Origin of the sequence: Stappia sp. (genome assembly GCF_040110915.1) — a bacterium.
Taxonomy (GTDB): Bacteria; Pseudomonadota; Alphaproteobacteria; order Rhizobiales; family Stappiaceae; genus Stappia.
The window spans coordinates 2,150,501-2,167,505 of the sequence record NZ_CP157793.1 but is presented as its reverse complement, the minus strand read 5'-3'; the positions used below and the strand labels follow the sequence as shown (position 1 = coordinate 2,167,505).

Annotated in this window: 11 protein-coding genes; 10 read left to right on the top strand and 1 reads right to left on the bottom strand. The window is 68.1% G+C overall.

What is annotated here, in order from left to right; all coding sequences use genetic code 11:
- Nucleotides 1-5 precede the first annotated feature (5 nt).
- The 3 genes from ABL312_RS09485 (at nt 6) to ABL312_RS09475 (ending at nt 9,487) form a co-directional block, all read left to right on the top strand.
- A complete protein-coding gene (locus ABL312_RS09485; protein WP_349361140.1) occupies nt 6-1,211 on the top strand; it encodes a permease in 1,206 nt (401 codons plus the stop codon).
- Between the two features lie 133 nt (nt 1,212-1,344).
- Entirely contained in the window at nt 1,345-2,184 is an 840-nt protein-coding gene (locus ABL312_RS09480) for a DUF3883 domain-containing protein (RefSeq protein WP_349361139.1), read from the top strand.
- Nucleotides 2,185-2,377: 193 nt separating this feature from the next.
- Nucleotides 2,378-9,487: an autotransporter outer membrane beta-barrel domain-containing protein gene (locus ABL312_RS09475; protein WP_349361138.1), complete on the top strand. Its 7,110-nt coding sequence runs from the start codon at nt 2,378-2,380 to the stop codon at nt 9,485-9,487.
- A 94-nt stretch (nt 9,488-9,581) separates the two neighbouring features.
- Here ABL312_RS09475 and ABL312_RS09470 read toward each other — a convergent pair whose 3' ends face one another.
- A complete protein-coding gene (locus ABL312_RS09470) occupies nt 9,582-10,226 on the bottom strand; it encodes a GntR family transcriptional regulator (protein ID WP_349361137.1) in 645 nt (214 codons plus the stop codon).
- Nucleotides 10,227-10,493: 267 nt separating this feature from the next.
- Between ABL312_RS09470 and ABL312_RS09465 the strand changes: the two genes are divergently transcribed.
- The 7 genes from ABL312_RS09465 to ABL312_RS09435 all read left to right on the top strand — a co-directional run bounded on the left by ABL312_RS09465 (nt 10,494) and on the right by ABL312_RS09435 (nt 16,981).
- Nucleotides 10,494-10,901 carry a cobalamin B12-binding domain-containing protein gene (locus ABL312_RS09465; RefSeq protein ID WP_349361136.1) on the top strand — a complete coding sequence of 136 codons (408 nt, stop codon included), beginning with the start codon at nt 10,494-10,496 and terminating at the stop codon, nt 10,899-10,901.
- Nucleotides 10,901-12,349, top strand: coding sequence for an AMP-binding protein (locus ABL312_RS09460; protein ID WP_349361135.1), 1,449 nt, complete (start codon nt 10,901-10,903; stop codon nt 12,347-12,349). Before ABL312_RS09465 ends, ABL312_RS09460 begins: the two co-directional genes overlap by 1 nt.
- The gene (gene meaB / locus ABL312_RS09455) at nt 12,346-13,317 is read left to right on the top strand and encodes a methylmalonyl Co-A mutase-associated GTPase MeaB (RefSeq protein ID WP_349361134.1); all 972 of its coding nucleotides are present in this window, start codon (nt 12,346-12,348) and stop codon (nt 13,315-13,317) included. The genes ABL312_RS09460 and meaB overlap by 4 nt, the downstream gene beginning before the upstream one ends.
- Nucleotides 13,310-15,001, top strand: coding sequence for a methylmalonyl-CoA mutase family protein (locus tag ABL312_RS09450; protein ID WP_349361133.1), 1,692 nt, complete (start codon nt 13,310-13,312; stop codon nt 14,999-15,001). Before meaB ends, ABL312_RS09450 begins: the two co-directional genes overlap by 8 nt.
- Nucleotides 15,002-15,089: 88 nt before the next feature.
- Entirely contained in the window at nt 15,090-15,377 is a 288-nt protein-coding gene (locus ABL312_RS09445) for a hypothetical protein (RefSeq protein WP_349361132.1), read from the top strand.
- Nucleotides 15,370-16,410, top strand: a complete 1,041-nt coding sequence (locus ABL312_RS09440; protein WP_349361131.1) for a gamma carbonic anhydrase family protein — start codon at nt 15,370-15,372, stop codon at nt 16,408-16,410. The genes ABL312_RS09445 and ABL312_RS09440 overlap by 8 nt, the downstream gene beginning before the upstream one ends.
- Nucleotide 16,411: 1 nt before the next feature.
- Nucleotides 16,412-16,981, top strand: a complete 570-nt coding sequence (locus ABL312_RS09435) for a cob(I)yrinic acid a,c-diamide adenosyltransferase (RefSeq protein ID WP_349361130.1) — start codon at nt 16,412-16,414, stop codon at nt 16,979-16,981.
- Nucleotides 16,982-17,005: the final 24 nt, after the last annotated feature.

Below are 17,005 nucleotides of genomic sequence, written 5' to 3'. Positions count from 1 at the left end.
TACGCATGTCGACATTCATCGAGACGTGGAACGCCGCCGCCTGGACTTCGCTCGGGCTTTTCTGGATGGCCTTCTGGGCCTTCGGGCTCGGCTATCTCATCTCGTCGATGATCCAGGTCTTCGTCACCCGGGCCCGGATGCGCAAGAGCATGGGGGAGGCGGGCGGAAAGAGCGTGGCGCTCGGCACGCTCTTCGGCTTCATCTCCAGTTCCTGTTCCTTTGCAGCGCTCGCGACCACGCGGTCGCTCTTCGCCAAGGGGGCGGGGCTGGTGCCGTCGCTCGCCTTTCTGCTCGCCTCCACCAATCTGGTGATCGAGCTGGGGATCGTGATCTCGGTCTTTCTCGCATGGCAGTTCGTCGTCGCGGAGTATGTCGGCGGCATCCTGTTGATCCTGCTGACCTGGCTCGCGGTGCGCCTGACGCGGCCGACGCGTCTGATCGAACAGGCAAGGGAGCGGGCCCGCGCCGCCGAGGCCGGCGATGAGGAGGATGTGCCCGACTGGCGGCGCCTGATCGCCAGTCTCGAGGGCTGGGGACGGGTCGCGGCGCGTTATGTCATGGAATGGAAGATGGTCTGGAAGGACGTGACCGTCGGGTTCACGGTGGCCGGCATCATCGCGGCCTTCGTCCCGCGCGCCTTCTTCGAGACGCTGTTCGTGGGCTCCGGCGCGCCCGATCCCGCCCTCTGGCAGATCGCGGCGCAAGCGGTGGTCGGGCCGGTCGCGGCCTTTTTCACCTTCATCGGCTCGATGGGCAACATTCCCCTGGCCGCCGTGCTGTATTCCAACGGCGTCAGCTTCGCCGGGATCATGGCCTTCATCTTTTCCGATCTTGTTGTCTTCCCGGTCCTGCGGATCCAGGCGTCCTACTACGGCTGGCGCATGGCGGGCTACATTCTCGCCGTGTTCCTGACCGTTCTCGTGGTGTCGGCGCTGATCCTGCATCTGGGCTTCGGAGCGCTCGGTCTTCTCCCCGATCCCAGCGCGGCGCGCGGCGTGGTGGACCGCGACTTCTTCCATCTGGACACCACCTTCGCGCTGAACCTCCTGTTCGCGGCGCTGTCGGTGGTCTTCGTCGGCTGGAAGATGCGCCGGCACGGGCTGGACCTCGCGCCGCCGCAGGCCTGGGGCGAGCGGACGCTTCTGGGCCTCGCACTGGTCTCCTTCGGCTGGATCGCGCTGGGACTTGCCGCGCCCGCCGTCCTGACATGAGGTGAAGCCGGCCCCCGGTGGCGCGGGAGCCAGAAGAACCGCCTGTTGCCGCGGCGGTCGGGCGGCGCGATGCGTTCGTTGTGTCGGAGAAGTCCTTGATGACAAGTGCACTTCGCGCCTTTAGCCTGGCTGCATGAGGGGGCCTGACTGGACCGATGCAGAAAACGATCTGATCGTCGCGGACTATTTCGCGATGCTGAAGGAAGATGTCGCGGGGCACCGCTACAGCAAGGCGGAGCATCGTCGCGCCCTTCTGCCGCGGTTGAACGGTCGTTCGGAAGGAGCGGTCGAGTTCAAGCACCAGAACATCAGTGCGGTGCTGAAGGGGCTCGGCGAGGTCTGGATTCCCGGCTACAAGCCCGCCTTCAATTTCCAGATGCCGCTGGTCGATGCCGTGGCGCGCTGGCTGGCACGCAATCCGGTGTGGCTCGACCCCTGCGTCGGTTGGCGTCCGGCGAGCGGCCTGGAGGACGCGGCGCCGATCTGGATCGGACCGCCGCCCACGCTGTCCAACCAGCCGCCACCGAAAGAACTGGAGCAAATGCTCCAAATCGCCCGCAAGTTCGACGTGGCGAGCCGGGACGCGCGCAACCGGGCCCTCGGCCGTGCCGGCGAGGAGCGGGTGCTGGTGCATGAGCGGAGCAGTCTGCAAGTGGCCGGGCGCGCCGATCTGGCGCGCAAGGTCCGCTGGGTCTCGCAGGAGGACGGCGATGGCGCGGGCTATGACATCGCCAGCTATGCGCCGGACGGGCGGTCGCGCCTGATCGAGGTCAAGACGACCAACGGATGGGAGCGAACGCCGTTTCACATCACCCGCAACGAGCTGGACGTCGCCGACGAAAGACGCGCCGAGTGGTGCCTTGTCCGCTTGTGGAACTTCGCGCGCGAGCCGAGAGCCTTTGAACTCCGCCCGCCGCTCGATGCGCATGTCTCGCTGACACCGACATCGTTTCAGGCCAGCTTCGACGGGTGATCCCGGATCGCCGATGCGGTCGCCCTTTCGGCCGCTGTCCGGGGCGGGGAGAGCGGTATCGCCGGCGCGCCGGGTCTCCAACCTGAGATTGAGTTGTCCCTCGGTTGAAGCGGAATCTTCTGCTAAAACAAGACGCTCTTAACCGAATCGTTCTCTCCTGCAATCTCCCGCCGTTCTCACCGGAATTGTTCTCATGACCACATATGCGACGTCGCGCAGGGCCGCCCTGCCGGTCCTGGCCGTTCTTCTTTCGGCCACGAGCCTGACCCCGGCCGCCGAGGCCGGTTGCACCACAAGCGGCGGGGCGACCACCTGCACGGGGATCGTCGACAATCGGGTCCACAACGATTCCGGCACGATCAAGTCGGTCGATATCCGCGCCCTGTCGCAGGATGTGACCTGGACCCAGACGTTCCCCTTCGTCGAACTGAAGCACGTGGTCCCGGCGGCCAAGTCGCCGGGGGGAACCGAACATCATGGCGACGGAAAGCCCGGTGACAACGGGCTTGGCGCGGAGACGCGGACGGTGTCCATCAGTCTCGATTCCGGACACGGCATGTCCGTCGGCGGCGGGGCGGTGGACATCGACATCACCGGCGGCGACGGGGCGAACGGACAGAAGTCCCATCGTGCCGCCGCCACCGCGCATGGCGGCAGGGGCGGTTCGGGCGGCCATGGCGCGCATGTCGATGTCGTCCTGAAGGCGGCGGGCGGCGGGCAGCCGGCCTCCGTGCTGCAGACGGACGCCTGGAATCCCGCGATTTCGGTCGTGACGACCGGCGGCAAGGGCGGCAAGGGCGGCGATGCCTCCACCACCGGATTTCACCAGGCCGATGGCGGCGATGGCGGCAGCGGCGGCAAGGGCGGCGACGTCTCCATCACCGTGTCCGACGGTCACAGGATCGTGCACAACGGCCACGGCGGCGCCGCCGGGATCGTGGCGAAATCGACGGGAAACGACGGCGGCAAGGGCGGCTTCACCGATGCGGTGCTGGCCGGCGATGCCGGGGGCGACGGGGGTAACGGCGGCGACGGCGGCGCGGTAAGCCTGATCGCGCGTGCCGGCGCGGCGGACACCACGACGCTGACCATCGTCACCCGCGACGAGGATGCCGTGGGCATCGGGCTGTCCAGCACGGGCGGCGACGGAGGCTACGGCGAGGACTCCGAAGGCCACAAGATGGCCGGGACCGGCGGTTCCGCCGGCAATGGCGGCACGGTCACGCTCGATATCAACGCCACGGTCGACACGACGGGGGCGGGGGCCTTCGGCATCCTCGCGCAAAGCTCCGGCGGACGCGCGGGCTCGGGCGGCGACGGCGACGGCCTGTTCGGCGATAAGCCGGCCGGTCCGGGCGATCCGGGCCGAGGCGGCGACGTGCGGCTGACCCTCGACCGTAGCAAGGTGCAGACCGGGGGTGCCGGTGCCTTCGGCGTGCTTGTCCAGACCGTCGGCGGCAAGGGCGGGACCGGCGGCAAAGGCGGTGACTGGTTTTCCGCCCATGGCGAGGACGGCAGCAGCGGCGGCGTCGGCGGCAATGTCGTCGCCGATCTGCGCGACACGCAGATCCTGACCTCCGGCAATGACGCGCTCGGGTTCGTGGCCCAGTCCATCGGCGGCAGCGGCGGCGCGGGCGGCGGGGCGGACGCCTGGTTCCACACCGTCGGCGGCGACGGCGGGACCGGCGGCGACGGCGGCACGGTCGACCTGCGCGCCCGCAAGTTCTCGGTGGACGCCACGGGAGATCACGCGGAGGCAATTCTGCTCCAGAGCATTGGCGGCGGCGGCGGGGTCGCGGGAACCTCAAGCAGCATCCAGTCCATTGGCGGCGGCGGCGGGGCCGGCGGGGATGGCGGAACCTTGACGCTGTTCGTGGACGACCTATTCGGCGGCACCAACGGGGACAATTCCGCCGGCATTCAGCTCTCCAGCATCGGCGGCGGGGGCGGCAACGCCAGCAACCCCTCGGGCCTGATCGCGATCGGCCAGGACGGCGGCGACGGAGGCGATGGCGGGGAGATCCGGCTGAACGACCCCTCCGACGGTTCGTCCTCGCAGGCGCCCGGCAAGCTTGGCGCCAGTACCAACGGCGACTTCTCCGACGGTGTCCTGCTGCAATCGATCGGCGGCGGCGGCGGCAAGGGTGGCTCGTCGCATGAAACGGGCATCTTCGCGGTCGGACTGATCGGCAGTTCCGGCGGCAAGGGCGGGCATGGCGGCGACATCCGCTTCCACGGCACCGATGCGGACGACATCGATACAAGTGGAAACCACGCCAACGGCTTCGTCGCCCAGAGCCTCGGCGGCGGCGGCGGCACGGGCGGGACCGTGACGACGGTCTCGGCGGTGAACGCTGGGCTGAACATCAAGGTCGGCGCGTCCAAGTCGAAGAAGGACAATCATGGCGGCACGGTGTCGGGCACGCTCGGCGGGACCATCGACACCAGGGGGGACGGTTCGGCGGCGGTGGTGCTCCAGAGCATCGGCGGCGGCGGCGGCAACGCCGGCAATCACATGACCATGACCTTCGGCGCGCGCTTCGGGCATGAACTCGGCGCCAATGGCGACCATGGCGGGACGGGGGGCACGGTCGACCTCACCTCGACCGCCGATCTGACCACGCTCGGCGCGAACGCGGATGGCATTGTCGCCATGTCGGTCGGCGGCGGCGGCGGGCGCAGCGGCAGCACCTTCGAACTGGACTATGGCGCCAGCGTCGACCTCAACCTTTTCTCCACGCATGGCGGGCACGGCGGCGCGGGCGGCGATGCGGGCACGGTCTCCGTGACCTCGAGCGGCGCCATTTCAACCGCTGGCGCGCATTCCAGCGGCATCGCGGCGCTGAGTATCGCCGGCGGCGGCGGCAAGTCCGGCGACACGATGACCGTCAATGCGGGCCTCGATATCGGAACCGCCATCGGCCGAGATGGCGGCAAGGGCGGCACGGCGGGCACTGTCACCGCGCACAACCAGGGAAGCATCACGACAGCCGGCGGCTTCGGCTACGGCATCCTCGGACTGTCGGTCGGCGGCGGCGGCGGCGCGGCCGGATCGGCGGCGACCGTCGATGGCGGCCTCGCCAGCTTCAGCGGAACCGTCGGCGGCGGGGGCGGGTCCGGCGGCTCCGGCGGCGACGTAAGCGCCTACAACGACTTGAAGGCCAGCATCGAAACCTCCGGCGACAAGTCGGTCGGCATCTTCGCCCAGTCGCTCGGCGGGGGCGGCGGCGCCGGCGGGTCGATCTTCGCCGGCACTGTCACGATGGCGGCCATCACCGCGAATGTCGGCGGGGCCGGCGGCAGCGGCGGATCGGCCGGAGAGGTTCATGTCGAGAACCACGGCAGTCTCGTCACGCACGGCGAGGACGCCGCCGGGGCGCTTCTGCAGAGCATCGGCGGACATGGCGGCACCGGCGGTTCGGTCTCCGGTTTCTCCGAAACGCTCGGTGAGATCACCGGTGACATCTCGGTCAATGTCGGGGGCGCGGGCGGCAAGGGCGGAACCGCCGGCCACGTCTACGGCGGCAACTTCGGGGCCGCGACGATCGAAACCCACGGTTTCCGCGCCGCCGGGCTGGAGGCGCGGTCGGTCGGGGGCAGCGGCGGCGATGGCGGGTCCGTGCATGTCGGCACGATCTCGCCGGGAAGCGCGACCAGCGAAAGCCTGACGGCGACGCTGACCGTCGGGGGATCGGGCGGCGAGGGCGGCACGGGCGGCACTGTCACCCTTGCAAACGATGGCCGCATCGCCACCGGCGGCGACGGGGCGTCCGCGCTCTACGGCCAGTCCATCGGCGGAAACGGCGGCGATGGTGGGGCGAGCGTCGTCTACAAGGTCAAGCAGGCCTTGCCGCAGGGCCTCAACAACACCACGACCGTCGGCGGCTCGGGGGGCAAGGGCGCCGTGGGCGGCGATGTGACGGTGACCGCCAAGAGCGGCAGCACGCTCGCCACCACGGGCAAGAACGCCCATGCCGTCTACGCCCAGTCGGTCGGCGGCAACGGCGGGCGGGCCGGCTCCGCCTTCGCCTATTTCATCGACTATCAGACGCAGAGCGAGGAGGATTTTCTCGACGTCGGGTCGACGGTGAACGTCGGCGGTCACGGCGGCACCGGCATGCATGCGGGAGGGGTCACCATCGGTGTCGAAAGCGGCGCCGCGATCACCACCGATGAAAAACTGTCCTACGGCATCTTCGCGCAATCGGTCGGCGGCGGCGGCGGCGATGGCGGGGCGGCCGGATCGAGCACCTACGGGCTCTCCGCCAAGCCGCTGAAGGAAGAGGAGGAGGAAGAAGACAACAAGCGCGGCTACAAGATCGACACGACCATCGGCGGTTCGGCGGGCGCAGGCGGCGATGGCGACGCCGTGACGGTCACCAACGACGGAACGGTCGCGACCAAGGGCGACACGGCCATCGGCATTTTCGCGCAATCCGTCGGCGGCGGCGGTGGAAGCGCGAGCAACGGCACTCCCTTTGATCTGGGGTCTTTGCCGACCTACAAGAACATCGACGACCTCAAGGAGGATTTCGAAGAATACATAAGAGACCTGATTGAAGATACGCCGATTGGCAAAATAAATGAAATGACGGAATACATCGTTGCCGCCAAGAAGTGGAGCAAAGGGTTTTCCCTGACGCTCGGCGGATCGGGCGGCGCGGCCGGCACGGGCGGCGACGTGACCGTGCGCAGCGCCGGCACCGTGACGACCGAAGGACATGACGCGACGGCGATCTTCGTGCAGTCGGTCGGCGGCGGCGGCGGCCAGGGCGGCAAGGGCAGCAAGGGGAACCTGAACAAGATCACCTTCGCCGGCGGCGGCGGCAAGGGCAGCGACGGCGGCAGCGTGACCGTCGACGTCAGGAACGTGACGACGTCCGGGAACTTCGCGGGTGGCATCTTCGCGCAATCCGTCGGCGGCGGCGGCGGCGTGGCCGGCGATCACGAGAAGACGACCATCGGCACGCTCGACAGCCTGTCGGAGGACCTGGGGATCGGCGCGTTCCTGCCCAAGAAGGACAGCACCGGCGACGGTGGCGCCGTGCAGGTCACGGTGAGTGCCGACGGCGTGCTCAAGACCACGGGCATTTCCGCGCATGGCATCTTCGCGCAGTCGGTCGGCGGCGGCGGCGGCGTGGCCACGACCTATACCGACACCACGGATGAGGACGGGCGACCGATCGCGGAAACCGCCGTCGGCAGCGCCAGCGGGTCCGGCCAGGGCGGTCGCGTGGAGGTCCATGTGGACGGCACGGTCCTCGTGTCGGGCCGCGATTCCAACGCGATCTTCGCGCAAAGCGTGTCGGGGACATCCAAGTCCAGCTATTCCGATGGCGTGCTCGTCGATGTGTCCGGCCTCGTCGAGGCGTCCGGCGAGCACGGGCGGGCGATCCTGGTTCAGACGGAGGAAGGCGGGACGGACCCGAAGCACCCCACCAGCGGCGGCGTGTCCCATGTGGTGATCCACGAGGGCGGTCTCGTCAGGACGACGCATTCAAATCCGCATGAGACCATCGGCTTTCTCGACGGGCGCACGGTCTTCGACGGCGACCGGCTCGGCCACAGCAACCTGCTGGACAACGCCGGCACGATCTCCAGCAGGATCACTGCCATCGCCACGCAAGGCGAGACGAGCCTGCGCATCCACAATTCCGGCACGATCACCGGCCGGCTGAACCTCGAGGGGACCGGCGCGAAGGACATCGTCAACAATCAAGGCGGCGTGATCTGGTTCGGCGGGTCGACGCTTGGAACCCACACGCAGTCGCGCTTCGAAAACTCCGGGACATTGAAGCCGGGCTGGTTGCACGACACGCGCACCTTCAAGATCGAGGGCGCGGGGCATTTCGTGCAGACGGACACCGGCGTGTTGATGTTCGACGTCGATACCAGCGGCGATACGCTCAAGAACGGCAAGACCGTGCTCGACTTCGGATCGATCACCCTGGCCGGAACGTTTCAGCCCAACTTCATTCACAACCCCGACTTCGTCAGCGGGGACCGGGGCGAGTTCAAGAACATCGTCGAGCTGAGGACCAAGTCGGGCACGCCGATTTACGACAGCTTCGAGATGCCCTACGGCACGGCCTTGCATTACAGGACCGCAGAGTGGGTCGATACGCCCGAAGGAGGGGTGGCCTATTCCACGACCTTCGAGGTGGACTACACGGGTGAAAAATCCGGCGCCAATCTGGGGGAGAACGGCAAGGCGTTCGGCGCGCGGTTCGACGACCTTATGGGGGCGCTGAACGCGGGAACGCTCTCGGCGGATCACAGCGCGCGAGTGTCTGACCTCGGCAAGCACATTCTCAGCGCCCGCGACAACGCGGCGCTCAAGAAGATCTACCGCGAGCAGATGGTCGACGAGGGCGCGATGGGCGTTCACAAGGCGCTGGCGGCCTCGCATGCGATCCAGAGCCTGCTGCGCAGTTGCCCGGAGCTCGATCCCGACAACCCCGACACCTTCTACCGGCAGCGCGAATGCGTGTGGAGCAAGGCGGTCGGCGGGATCGTGAACCACGACACGACCGCATCGAACCCGGGCTTCACGGAGAAGGTCGGCGGTTTCGCCATGGGCGCCCAGTGGGAGATCGCGGATCGCGTGTTCCTGGAGGGTGTCGCCCAGTATGAAGCCGTCACCATCGACGGCGACAACTACCGGCAGGACGGGCACCAGGTCTCCGCCGGCGTGGCGCTCAAGAAGGAGATCGGCAATCTCGAGCTCTCCGGAAGCCTGTCGGGCGGGGTCTACGGCTACGACCACAGGCGCAGCTATTCGAGCCTGTCGGGCTGGTCGAACGCCACGGCCGATATCGACGGCCGCTTCGTCTCCGCGGACGCGCGGATCGCTGCGATCTTCGAGAGCGGGGGCCTCTACGTGAAGCCGAGCGCCTCGGTCGCGCTGACGCAGATGTGGCAGGATGCCTTCACCGAAACCGGCAGCGGCGGGCTCAACTGGACGGTCGACGCCGTCGACCATACGGCGGTCTACGTCCGGCCGATGGTCGAGGTCGGCCGGGCGTTCGACATGTCCGGATCGGCGGCGGTCGCCTTCCTGCGCGCCGGCGTGAGCCATCAGATCACCGATCCGGAAACCCGCGTGCGCACATCGCTGGTCGGGTCCGGCGGCATCGACGGCATCGATCTCGATGTCGCCACGGACCGCACGCGGTTCGAGTTCGAGGCGGGGCTGAACGCCGACCTCGACCACGGTTTGTCGCTGGAGCTTCTGGCCAACACGACCGTGTCGGAGAACAGCGAGGCGCTGGGCGGCCAGTTCAGGCTGCGCTGGCAGTTCTGACGGCGCGCCGGGCGCCGCATTCGACGTCAAAGCCGACGTCGCCTCTGGTCCCCGCCCCGGCAGGCGGCCGGGGCGGGGACCTGCCCCGTCGCCCTTACTCCGCCTCGGACGCCGCCTCGGGCCGGTGCGGCCCGAGCGAGCGCGTCGCCGCGTGTTCCATGTGGGCGCACATGAGCTTCGCGGCATTCTCGGCGTCTCCGCGAACCATCGCGGTGAAGATCTGGTCGTGCTCCTTCCACACCCGCAAGGACGCGCCGGGCGCGCTCAGCACCTCGCTCATGGCCCGCTGCAGGTGGCGCCAGTTCAGGTTCATCGTGTCGGCGATGAGCATGTTACCGCTCAGCGAATAGAGCAGGTTGTGAAAGTCCATGTCGGCCCGCAGGGCGGAGGCGTGGTCGCCGTCCTGGACGTGGCTCTTGCCGCGCGCGATGATCTCGCGCCCGAGGGAGACCGCCTCCTTGGTCATGCGCGCGGTGGCGAGTTTCACCGCCATCGGTTCCACGGCCGTGCGGAACTGGTAGATCGATTCGAACAGGGTCCGGTCGATCGGCGCCACCACGACTCCGCGCTTGCCCGTGTCCTGAACGAACCGCTGGGCCTTGAGCATCGCGATGGCGCTGTTGACCGGCTGGCGCGAGACCTGCAGGCGCTCGGCCAGTTCGTCCTGGTTGAGCCGCTCGCCCGGCTTGATGTCGCCGGTGCAAATCGCCTCGAGAAGTGCGTCATACGCCTGATCCACAAGCGTTTTCCGCTGGTTTAACGCTTCCATGCGGGGTCTGGTCCTGTGTCGTTTCGGGCGTGCGGACAGGCGCCGGCGCGGTTGCGCGCGCCGCGTTCTGCCATCCGTCGCCGGCTCCGGTCTCCTGTCTGCCGTTTGGCCGGGCTCACACCCTCGTCATCTGTCACCCCTCCCTGGCGCGCATCGTAATTTCCGGATTGACAGCGCGCAAGACCTCGTATTTCGTATACGAAATTTCGCACACGAAAAGAAGCGAAGGGAGGAAACATGTCAGCTCCAATCCGGGTCCTGCTCGCGAAGGTCGGTCTCGACGGCCACGATCGCGGGGTGAAGGTCGTCGCGCGCACGCTGCGCGACGGCGGCATGGACGTCGTCTACACCGGCCTGCACCGCACGCCGGAAGAGGTGGTCACGGCGGCCGTTCAGGAAGACGTCGACATCCTTGGGGTCAGCCTGCTGTCCGGCGTCCAGCTGACGGTGTTTCCCAAGATCTTCGCGCTGCTGAAGGAGCAGAAGGTCGACGACATGATCGTCGTCGCCGGTGGGGTCATGCCCGACGAGGATGTCGAGGAACTCAAGAAGATGGGCGTCGCCGAGGTTCTGCTTCAGGACACGCCGCCGCAGCAGATCATCGACACGCTGACATCGCTGGTGGAAGCGCGGGGGGCGCGGTGATGTCGGCGGCCATGGAGCAATGGTCGTGGCCGCCCAGCTACGACGACCGGTATCGTCCGCAAGAGGGCAGCCGATACTGGTTCCCGGTGCGCGAGACCATGCCGGCGGCGGATCGCGAGGCGGCGATCCTGACGCGCCTCCAGCAGGTCTGCGCCTATGCCTACGAACATGCGCCCTTCTACCGGCGCAAGTGGGACGAGGCGGGCTTTCATCCCTCGCAGCTCAAGTCGCTGGAGGATTTCGAGACCCGCGTTCCGGTCGTGCGCAAGGCGGACCTGCGGGCCGCGCAGGAGGCGCATCCGCCCTATGGCGATTATCTGTGCGTGTCCGAACGCGAGGTCGCCCGCGTGCATGGCACCTCCGGCACGACCGGACGGCCGACCGCCTTCGGCATTTCGGCCGAGGACTGGCGCAGCATCTCCAACGCCCATGCCCGCATCATGTGGGCGATGGGCATGCGTCCGGGCGACACGATCTGCATCGCCGCGATCTTCTCGCTCTACATGGGCAGTTGGGGCGCCCTTGGCGGGGCCGAGCGGCTGGGCGCGACCGCCTTTCCCTTCGGCGCGGGGGCGGCCGGAATGTCGTCGCGCTGCGCCCAATGGCTCGACATCCTCAAGCCCGCCGGCTTCTACGGAACGCCGACCTATGCCATCCATCTTGCCGACACGGCGATCCGGGACGGGCGCGACCCGCGCGGCTTCGGCTTGAAGTACATGTTCTTCTCCGGCGAGCCGGGGGCGTCGATCCCCTCGATCCGCGAGCGCATCGAGGAGCTTTACGGCGCCAAGGTCTACGACAGCGGCTCGATGGGCGAGATGACGCCCTGGATGAACGTCGCCGGGTCCGAGCAGACCCCCGGCATGCTGTGCTGGCAGGACATCGTCTACACGGAGGTCTGCGATCCGGTCACGCATTGCCGGGTGCCCTACGGGTCGCGCGGCACGCCGGTCTACACCCATCTGGAGCGCATGGCGCAGCCGATGATCCGGCTGGAATCCGGCGACCTGACGGTGTGGACCAACGACGAGACCCCGTGCGGGCGGACCTATCCGCAACTGCCCATGGGGATCATCGGCCGGGTCGACGACATGATCACGATCCGCGGCGAGAACGTCTACCCGTCCGAGATCGAGGCGGCCCTGTCGCAGCTTCCCGGCTACGGCGGCGAGCACCGCATCTACATCACCCGCGAGGGCACGATGGACGAGATGCTGATCTCGGTCGAACTGGACGCCGACGGCTGGAAGCGGGGCGAGGATCGCCGGCAGGCGTTTCACGCGACGGTGGCCCGGCAGCTTCATGCGGTGCTGGGCCTGCGCGCGGTGATCGAGATCGTCGCGCCGAACACCCATCCGCGCACGGATTTCAAGGCGAAGCGGGTGGTCGACGACCGCCAGGCCTTCGTCGAGATGCGTGCCCGCCACCTGGAGGCGTCGTCGCGATGACATCCAAGTACATTCCATCGCTGGAGCTGATCGAACCGGCGGCCGACGGCGAGACCTGGGCGGTGGCGCGCCTGATCTCGCGGGCCGAGGCCGGCGCGGCGGAAGTGCGCGAGGCGGTCGGGCGGATCTACAAGATGGCGGGGCGGGCCCATGTCATCGGCATCACCGGCGTTCCGGGGTCGGGCAAGTCGACGCTCGTCGGCAAGCTGGTCACGCATCTGCGCCGGACCGGCCAGTCGGTCGCCATCGTCGCCATCGACCCGTCCAGCCCCTATTCCGGCGGCTCGATCCTGGGCGACCGCATCCGCATGTCGGAGCATGCGCTCGATCCGGGCGTCTATATCCGCTCCATGGCGACGCGGGGCGCGGTCGGCGGCATGGCGCATGCCGCTCTCGACGTGGTCGACATCCTCGATCTCGCGGGCTTCGACAAGATCATCATAGAGACCGTGGGGGTTGGTCAGGACGAGGTGGAGATCGCCAAGGCCTCGCACACGACGGTCGTGGTGTCGGCCCCCGGGCTCGGCGACGACATCCAGGCGATCAAGGCCGGCATTCTGGAGATCGCCGACATCCATGTGGTGTCGAAATGCGACCGTTCCGACGCCAACCGGACGATGACCGATCTCAAGACCATGCTGAAGGACGGCATCGCCAGCGTGCTGACGCGGGACTGGCGACCGCCGGTCGTCGGCACCTCGTCGCTGACCGACGAGGGCTTCGCCGAGCTTCTCGCCGCGCTCGACGCCCACCTTCAGGCGCTCGACGGCGAGCCGGGACGGCTGCGCCGGGCCGACATCGCCGCCTTCCGCCTGCGCAAGGCGGCCGAGACCCTGATGCTCGAGCGGCTGCGCGCGGAAGGCGCGTTCGGCGCCGAGGGCCCGCGCGTCGCGGAGCGCCGGGCCGATCCTTACGCGGCGGCGAGCGCCATCGTGCAACAGTTTTCGAGGGAGACCACCCATGTCTAAGACCATCGGCGAAATCGCACCGGAAGACATAGCGGCACGCGTGAAGGCCTGGGAAGACACCGAGGTCGCGAGCTTCATCGCCCGCGCGCCGGAGGCGAAGGAGCAGTTCTTCACGCTCGGCGACTTTCCGGTGAAGCGCACCTATACCGCCGCCGACATCGCCGACACGCCGGCGGAGGACATCGGGCTGCCGGGACAATATCCCTTCACCCGCGGCCCCTATCCGACGATGTATCGCGGCCGCACCTGGACGATGCGCCAGATCGCGGGCTTCGGCACCGGCGAGGACACCAACAAGCGCTTCAAGTTCCTGATCGAACAGGGACAAACGGGCATCTCGACGGATTTCGACATGCCGACCCTCATGGGCTACGACAGCGATCACCCGATGTCGGACGGGGAGGTCGGACGCGAGGGCGTCGCCGTCGACACGCTCGCGGACATGCGGGCGCTGCTGGAGGGGATCGATCTGGAGAAGATCTCGGTCTCGCTGACGATCAATCCGACCGCCTGGATCCTGCTCGCCATGTATATCGCGCTGTGCGAGGAACGCGGCTACGACCTGAACAAGGTCTCGGGCACCGTTCAGGCCGATATCCTCAAGGAGTACATGGCACAGAAGGAGTATATCTATCCGATCGCGCCGTCGGTTCGCATCTGCCGCGACATCATTCGCCACACCACGGCGACGATGAAGCGCTACAACCCGATCAACATCTCCGGCTATCACATCTCCGAGGCGGGCTCGTCGCCGGTGCATGAGGCGGCCTTCACGATGGCGAACCTGATCGTCTACGTGGAGGAAGTGCTCAAGACCGGCGTGTCGGTCGACGATTTCGCGCCGCGGCTCGCCTTCTTCTTCGTCTGCCAGGCGGACTTCTTCGAGGAGATCGCCAAGTTCCGCGCGCTGCGCCGGGTCTATGCCAAGATCATGAAGGAGCGCTTCGGCGCGCAGAAGCCGGAATCCATGCGTCTGCGCTTTCACTGCCAGACGGCCGCCGCCTCGCTGACCAAGCCGCAGTATATGATCAACGTCATGCGCACCACGACGCAGGCGCTCGCCGCCGTTCTCGGCGGGGCGCAGTCGCTGCACACCAACGGCTACGACGAGGCCTTCGCGATCCCCACCGAACACGCCATGCAACTGGCGTTGCGCACCCAGCAGGTGATCGCCGAGGAGACCGGCGTGACCCAGGTGGTCGATCCGCTCGGCGGCTCCTACTACGTGGAGAGCCTGACCAACGACTACGAGAAGAAGATCTTCGAGATCCTTGACGAGATCGAGGAGCGCGGCGGGACCATCAAGCTGATCGAGGAGGGCTGGTTCCAGAAGCACATCGCGGATTTCGCCTATGAGACCGCGCTGCGCAAACAGTCGGGCGAAAAGCCGGTGATCGGCGTGAACCGCTATGTCATGGACGAAAGCGGCGTCAAGATCGAGGTCCACCCCTACGACGAGACGACCGCCAACCGCCAGATCGCCCGCACGCAGTCCGTCCGCGACAGTCGCGACGAGGCCAAGGTGCAGGCGTTGCTCGACAAGCTGGTCGAGGTGGCCGAGGACGAGGACGCCAACATCATGCCGGTCACCATCGAACTGGTGAAGGCCGGCGCGACCATGGGCGACATCGTGGAGAAGCTGAAGGGCATCTGGGGTGTCTACCGCGAAACCCCGGTCTTCTGACCGATCCCTTCCGATCGGGGCCTTGAAGCCGGCGCCTTGAGGCCGGCGTTTTCGGGGAGGGCTTTTTCCGTCTTGGGTGGTTTCGTTCATGGGACAGCTTCGCAGGCGGGCGCGGGCCTTGGCCGCCCGTGTCCGGCAGGGGGACGCCGAGGCGGCGGGGGCGCTTCTGGCGCATAGCGTGAGCCAGGGGCATGGCAAGCTTGCCCTCCGGCGCTTCCTGCTGGCCCGCGCCCTGGGCGCGCGGGTGTCGGCCGCCGACAAGAGATATTGCGCCCGGATCGTCGCGTGCCTCCCGGTGGAGGCGGTTGCGGTCATGGCCGAAGAAGAATGGCGAAAAGCCATGCGCTACAGGGGGAGGGAGACGTTCGATGGGTGACACGTGCGGTCCGCTCCTGGCCGACTATAACGGCACGGCCCCCGATCTGCGGGGCGAGCCGGCCTTTGCCGGGCCGGGCGCCGTCGTGATCGGACGCACGGTGCTGGGCGCGGGCGCCTGGCTCGGCGCCTGGTCCGTCATCCGTGCCGACGGGCACGACATCCGCATCGGCGAGGATTTTCACCTCGGCGAGCGGGCGACCGTCCATATCGCCCAGGACGTCTATCCCACCCATGTGGCGGATCGCGTGACGGCCGGGCGTGGCGCGGTGATCCATGCCTGCACGGTCGGCGAGGGCTGCGCCATTGAGCGCGATGCCGTGATCCTCGATGGCGCGCAGGTCGGGGCGGGGGCGGTGATTTCCGCCGGCTCGGTGGTGTTTCCCCGCGCCCGGCTGGAGGGCGGCTGGCTCTATTCCGGCAGTCCGGCGAAGCCGGTCGCCCGCGTGTCGCCGCAACAGGTGGAAGGCTATCATCACAAGATCCGCAACGAGCGGCCGAGGGGCCTGCACGGGGTCGGCGCGCCCCGGCCGGATCTCGACTGTTTCGTGGCGCCGACGGCCAGCGTCCGCGCGCGGGTCGCGGTCGGCGAGGGCGTGGGCATCTGGTACGGCTGCCGCCTCGACGCCGGCACCCATCGCATCGTCATCGGCGCGGGCAGCAACGTGCAGGACAACAGCCGTCTCGTCTGCGAGGCGGGGGAGATCGTCCTCGGACCCGACGTGACGGTCGGCCACAATGTCACGCTTTCCGATTGCACCGTCGCGGCCCGCAGCCTGATCGGGATCGGGTCGCTGATCGCGTCTGGAACCCGCGTGGAGGGCGACGTTCTGGTCGCGGCGGGCACGCAGACCGAGCCCGGACAAAGGCTGACGAGCGGTCAGGTGTGGGCCGGGCGTCCGGCGCGCCCCATCGCGCCGATGGACGCGCGCAAACGCGACATGCTGGCCGCGACGCTCGCCAACTACCGAACCTATGCCGAGCGGTTCCGCGCGATGGCGCACCGACCGCTCGTTCGGCGCGAGGAGGAGTGAGATGGGCAACCGGCTGTCGAGGATCGTGACGCGCACCGGCGATGACGGGCGAACCGGGCTCGCCGACGGCTCCCGCGTCGACAAGGACGCCCCGCGCCTGGAGGCGATCGGCACAATCGATGAATTGAGCAGCCTGATCGGCTTTGCGGCGAGCCTCGTTCCGCAGGCCGATGACACGGCGCGCTTGCGCGACACGCTGGCCCTCGTCCAGCACGACCTCTTCGACCTGGGGGGTGCGCTGTCGCGCCCCGGTGCGGCGCTCCTGTCCGAGCCGCACGTCCGGCGGCTGGAGGAGGCCGTCGCCGAGATGAACGCGACATTGCCGCCACTCAAGGAGTTCATGCTGCCCGGCGGATCGCCGGCGGTCGGTGCGCTCCACATGGCGCGCACCGTCGCGCGGCGCGCCGAACGGCGGCTCGTCTCGGCGCTCGATCTCGATCCCCAGCCGGCGACCTGCGGGCTCGCCTATCTGAACCGGCTGAGCGACCTGCTCTTCGTCGGAGCGCGCATTGTCGCCCGCTCCCAGGACGGCGCGGAGGTGCTTTGGGAACCCGGAAAAAGCCTCGCGTGACGCGCCCCGCGATCCGTCGCCCGC

What these genes read in the sequence shown, in the direction of transcription:
- ABL312_RS09475 (WP_349361138.1), top strand. Translation starts at nt 2,378, where the DNA reads ATGACCACATATGCGACGTCGCGCAGGGCCGCCCTGCCGGTCCTGGCC.
- ABL312_RS09450 (WP_349361133.1), top strand. Translation starts at nt 13,310, where the DNA reads ATGTCTAAGACCATCGGCGAAATCGCACCGGAAGACATAGCGGCACGC.
- ABL312_RS09460 (WP_349361135.1), top strand. Translation starts at nt 10,901, where the DNA reads ATGTCGGCGGCCATGGAGCAATGGTCGTGGCCGCCCAGCTACGACGAC.
- meaB (WP_349361134.1), top strand. Translation starts at nt 12,346, where the DNA reads ATGACATCCAAGTACATTCCATCGCTGGAGCTGATCGAACCGGCGGCC.
- ABL312_RS09465 (WP_349361136.1), top strand. Translation starts at nt 10,494, where the DNA reads ATGTCAGCTCCAATCCGGGTCCTGCTCGCGAAGGTCGGTCTCGACGGC.
- ABL312_RS09445 (WP_349361132.1), top strand. Translation starts at nt 15,090, where the DNA reads ATGGGACAGCTTCGCAGGCGGGCGCGGGCCTTGGCCGCCCGTGTCCGG.
- ABL312_RS09485 (WP_349361140.1), top strand. Translation starts at nt 6, where the DNA reads ATGTCGACATTCATCGAGACGTGGAACGCCGCCGCCTGGACTTCGCTC.
- ABL312_RS09480 (WP_349361139.1), top strand. Translation starts at nt 1,345, where the DNA reads ATGAGGGGGCCTGACTGGACCGATGCAGAAAACGATCTGATCGTCGCG.
- ABL312_RS09440 (WP_349361131.1), top strand. Translation starts at nt 15,370, where the DNA reads ATGGGTGACACGTGCGGTCCGCTCCTGGCCGACTATAACGGCACGGCC.
- ABL312_RS09435 (WP_349361130.1), top strand. Translation starts at nt 16,412, where the DNA reads ATGGGCAACCGGCTGTCGAGGATCGTGACGCGCACCGGCGATGACGGG.